The organism is Trebonia sp., from assembly GCF_049794275.1.
Classification (GTDB): Bacteria; Actinomycetota; Actinomycetes; order Streptosporangiales; family Streptosporangiaceae; genus Trebonia.
In genome coordinates this window covers 1-2,701 of record NZ_JBARCR010001190.1, presented here as the reverse complement: position 1 = coordinate 2,701, position 2,701 = coordinate 1, and the positions used below count along the sequence as shown (strand labels likewise).

Sequence of the window (2,701 nt, the reverse complement as noted above, 5' to 3'; positions counted from 1 at the left end):
GGCCGCCCTGGCCGCTGCGCCCGCCGCCGCGGCCCCGCCCATAGCCGGACGCCGGCGAGGACGCCCGGTAGGTCTCCCGCCGCGCCAGCGTGGTCAGCTCCGGGTTCACTTCGCGGTGGTCGTCGTCGGTGAACAGGTCGTAGAGCCGGCGGCCGACCAGCATGTGCTGCCACAGCGGCACCGGCCGGTGCTCGTCGACGATCACGTCGGTGCCGCCGCGCACCTGGGACAGCCAGTCGCCGAACTCCTCGGCGTTGCTCACCGTCGCCGACAGCGCCACCACCCGCACCGACTCGGGCAGGTGGATGATGACCTCTTCCCACACGGCGCCGCGGGCGCGGTCCGCCAGGTAGTGCACCTCGTCGAGCACCACGTAGCCGAGGTCGCGCAGCGCCGGCGAGCCGGCGTAGAGCATGTTGCGCAGCACCTCGGTGGTCATGACCACGATCGGCGCGTTGCCGTTGACGCTGTTGTCGCCGGTCAGCAGGCCCACGGTGTCGGCGTCGTACCGGCGCACCAGGTCGCTGTACTTCTGGTTGGACAGCGCCTTGATGGGCGTGGTGTAAAAGCACTTCCGGCCCTGCTGCAGCGCCAGGTGGACGGCGTACTCGCCCACCACGGTCTTACCCGACCCGGTGGGCGCCGCGACGAGCACCCCGTCTCCCGCGGTCAGCGCGCCGCAGGCGGCCACCTGGAACCGGTCGAACTCGAAGTCGTAGAGCTCACGGAACGAGGTGAACTCCGGGGCCGCCTGCCGCTCGCGGAACCTGGCGTACTGCTCAGCCGGGCTCACCGCCGGTGTGCTCATAGCCTCAAGACTAGGCGGTTAGCTATGTGAGCTGTCCGCGTCGACCCGCTCGACGTCGTCGATCGGCGAAAGCTCGTCGTCGGCCAGCCCCGCGTACGGGTCGGGGTTCAGCCGGGCGCGGCGCTTGTCGTTGAAGTAGACGAAGACCTCGGCGATCTCGACGAGCCCCACGCACAGCCCGCCAAAGATGAGCATCGTCCACGGATCGGGGCTCGGGTTGACCATGCCCGCGAACACGAAGACGCCGAAGATGAGCGCCTTGCGCCACTTGCGGAACCGCTCGTGGGTGAGGATGCCCGCGATGTTCAGCATGGCGAGGACCAGCGGCAGCTCGAACGCGATGCCGAAGCCGAGCAGCATGCCGGTGAAATAGCCAAGGTAGGTGTCGAAGCTCGGCAGCACGAGCACCCCGTGCGGCGCCAGGCCGAGCAGGTAGTGCAGCCCCCGGCCCATTACGTAGTAGGCGAGGAAGGCGCCGCCGACGAACAGCGGGACCGCGGTGCCGGTGAACATGTAAGCCCAGCGCTTCTCGCGGGAGTACAGGCCGGGCGCGATGAACGCCCAGAGCTGGTACAGCCAGACCGGGCAGGTGACGATCAGCGCGATGAAGAAGGCGACCTTGATGCGGATGAAGAGCGGGTCGAAGACGCCGTTGGCGACGAGCGAGTCACCGACGATGTGGCAGCCGCTATGCCCGTTGATGGTCGCGGAGCAGAACGGGCGTATGACCCACTGGATCGTGGGGTTGGAGTAGTAAAGCGCGATGCCCATACCGATCGCGATCACGATGATCGCCTTGAGCAGCCTGTTACGCAGCTCGCGCAGATGATCCATCAGGGGCATCCGCCCGTCCGGGTTCTCCCGGCTCTTGGCGCGTACGTAGCGCTGCCCCACGATTCGGGCGCCTTCGAAGGCGGAGCCCTTGTCGGCCATGACCCTCTCTTCCGCAGCCGGGTGGGCTAGGGGTCAGCGAGTCTGCTTGCTGTCCGTCGCGGTCGTGCCGTTGGCGCCGACCGTCTGCTGAAGGCTGTTGAGCTGCTCCTGCAGCGCTGCGATCTGCGCCTGCGCGTCAGGGGCGGCCGGGGTCGCAGCCGGGGTGGCCGGGGGCGCCTGAAGCTGCGCCGGGGCAACGGCCGGAGTGGCGTCCGCCGTGGCCGGGGCGCCCGGAGCACCAGGCTCGTCCTCCTCGTGGAGGCCCGACACTTCCTTCTTCAGAATGCGCATCGACTGGCCGAGGGAACGAGCCGCGCCGGGCAGCTTGCGCGACCCGAACATCAAGACGAACAGGATGACGATGACCAGGATCAGCCACGGTTTGTCAAACAGGCCGTCAAACATATGCGTCCTCTGCAACGAGTAGTGAGTTCAGCACGCCGAGACTCATTTCGGGTCTGAGTCTACACTTCATTCGTGGTGCGGCCAGGTTCGGATTGGCGGGTTGGCCCGCGAAGTCAGGAGCGCAGCCGCTCCAGCAGGTTACCGTTCCACACCATGATCGTGTACTCGTGGTAGTGGTACGTCCGCGCAGGCTGCCCGAATGTCGCGATCGCCTCGGGCCTGGTCACCACGGCGGCGCCCACGGTCGACGCGACCACGAAGTTCGCCCGGTGCCGCGCGGGGTCGTACCAGGAGCGGTTCGCTTCCCACTTCCGTGCGCCGAGGAACCGGCCGCCAGGGCCGGCCGGCCCCGCGGGGCGCAGCGTGATGTTCCCCTGGCCCTCCACCGTCACGATGTTGGCCTGCGTATAGCCGCTGAGCCCGTAGCTGAGGTGGTGCGCGGTCAGCCACGCCGTCAGGTCCTCGAAAACCGGCGCCTGGGCCGGCTGCGCGGCGCCGTAGGCGAGCATGGCCGCGTAGCAGGCGACCCCGGCCGCCAGCGCCGCGCTCGCGACG

At 68.6% G+C, this 2,701-nt stretch carries 4 protein-coding genes; all 4 read right to left on the bottom strand.

Annotated elements, in window-relative coordinates; all coding sequences use genetic code 11:
* Nucleotides 1-808: DEAD/DEAH box helicase (locus tag WA805_RS29405; protein ID WP_425243949.1), on the bottom strand; the 808-nt coding region annotated here is incomplete at its 3' end.
* A gap of 18 nt (nucleotides 809-826) precedes the next feature.
* Entirely contained in the window at nucleotides 827-1,741 is a 915-nt protein-coding gene (gene tatC / locus WA805_RS29400; RefSeq protein WP_422273393.1) for a twin-arginine translocase subunit TatC, read from the bottom strand.
* 33 nt (nucleotides 1,742-1,774) lie between these two features.
* The gene (tatA, locus tag WA805_RS29395) at nucleotides 1,775-2,146 is read right to left on the bottom strand and encodes a Sec-independent protein translocase subunit TatA (RefSeq protein ID WP_422273395.1); all 372 of its coding nucleotides are present in this window, start codon (nucleotides 2,144-2,146) and stop codon (nucleotides 1,775-1,777) included.
* Nucleotides 2,147-2,259: 113 nt separating this feature from the next.
* A partial coding sequence (locus WA805_RS29390) for a hypothetical protein (protein ID WP_425243948.1) occupies nucleotides 2,260-2,701 on the bottom strand: 442 nt, incomplete at its 5' end.

What these genes read in the sequence shown, in the direction of transcription:
- tatC (WP_422273393.1), bottom strand. Translation starts at nt 1,741, where the DNA reads ATGGCCGACAAGGGCTCCGCCTTCGAAGGCGCCCGAATCGTGGGGCAG.
- tatA (WP_422273395.1), bottom strand. Translation starts at nt 2,146, where the DNA reads ATGTTTGACGGCCTGTTTGACAAACCGTGGCTGATCCTGGTCATCGTC.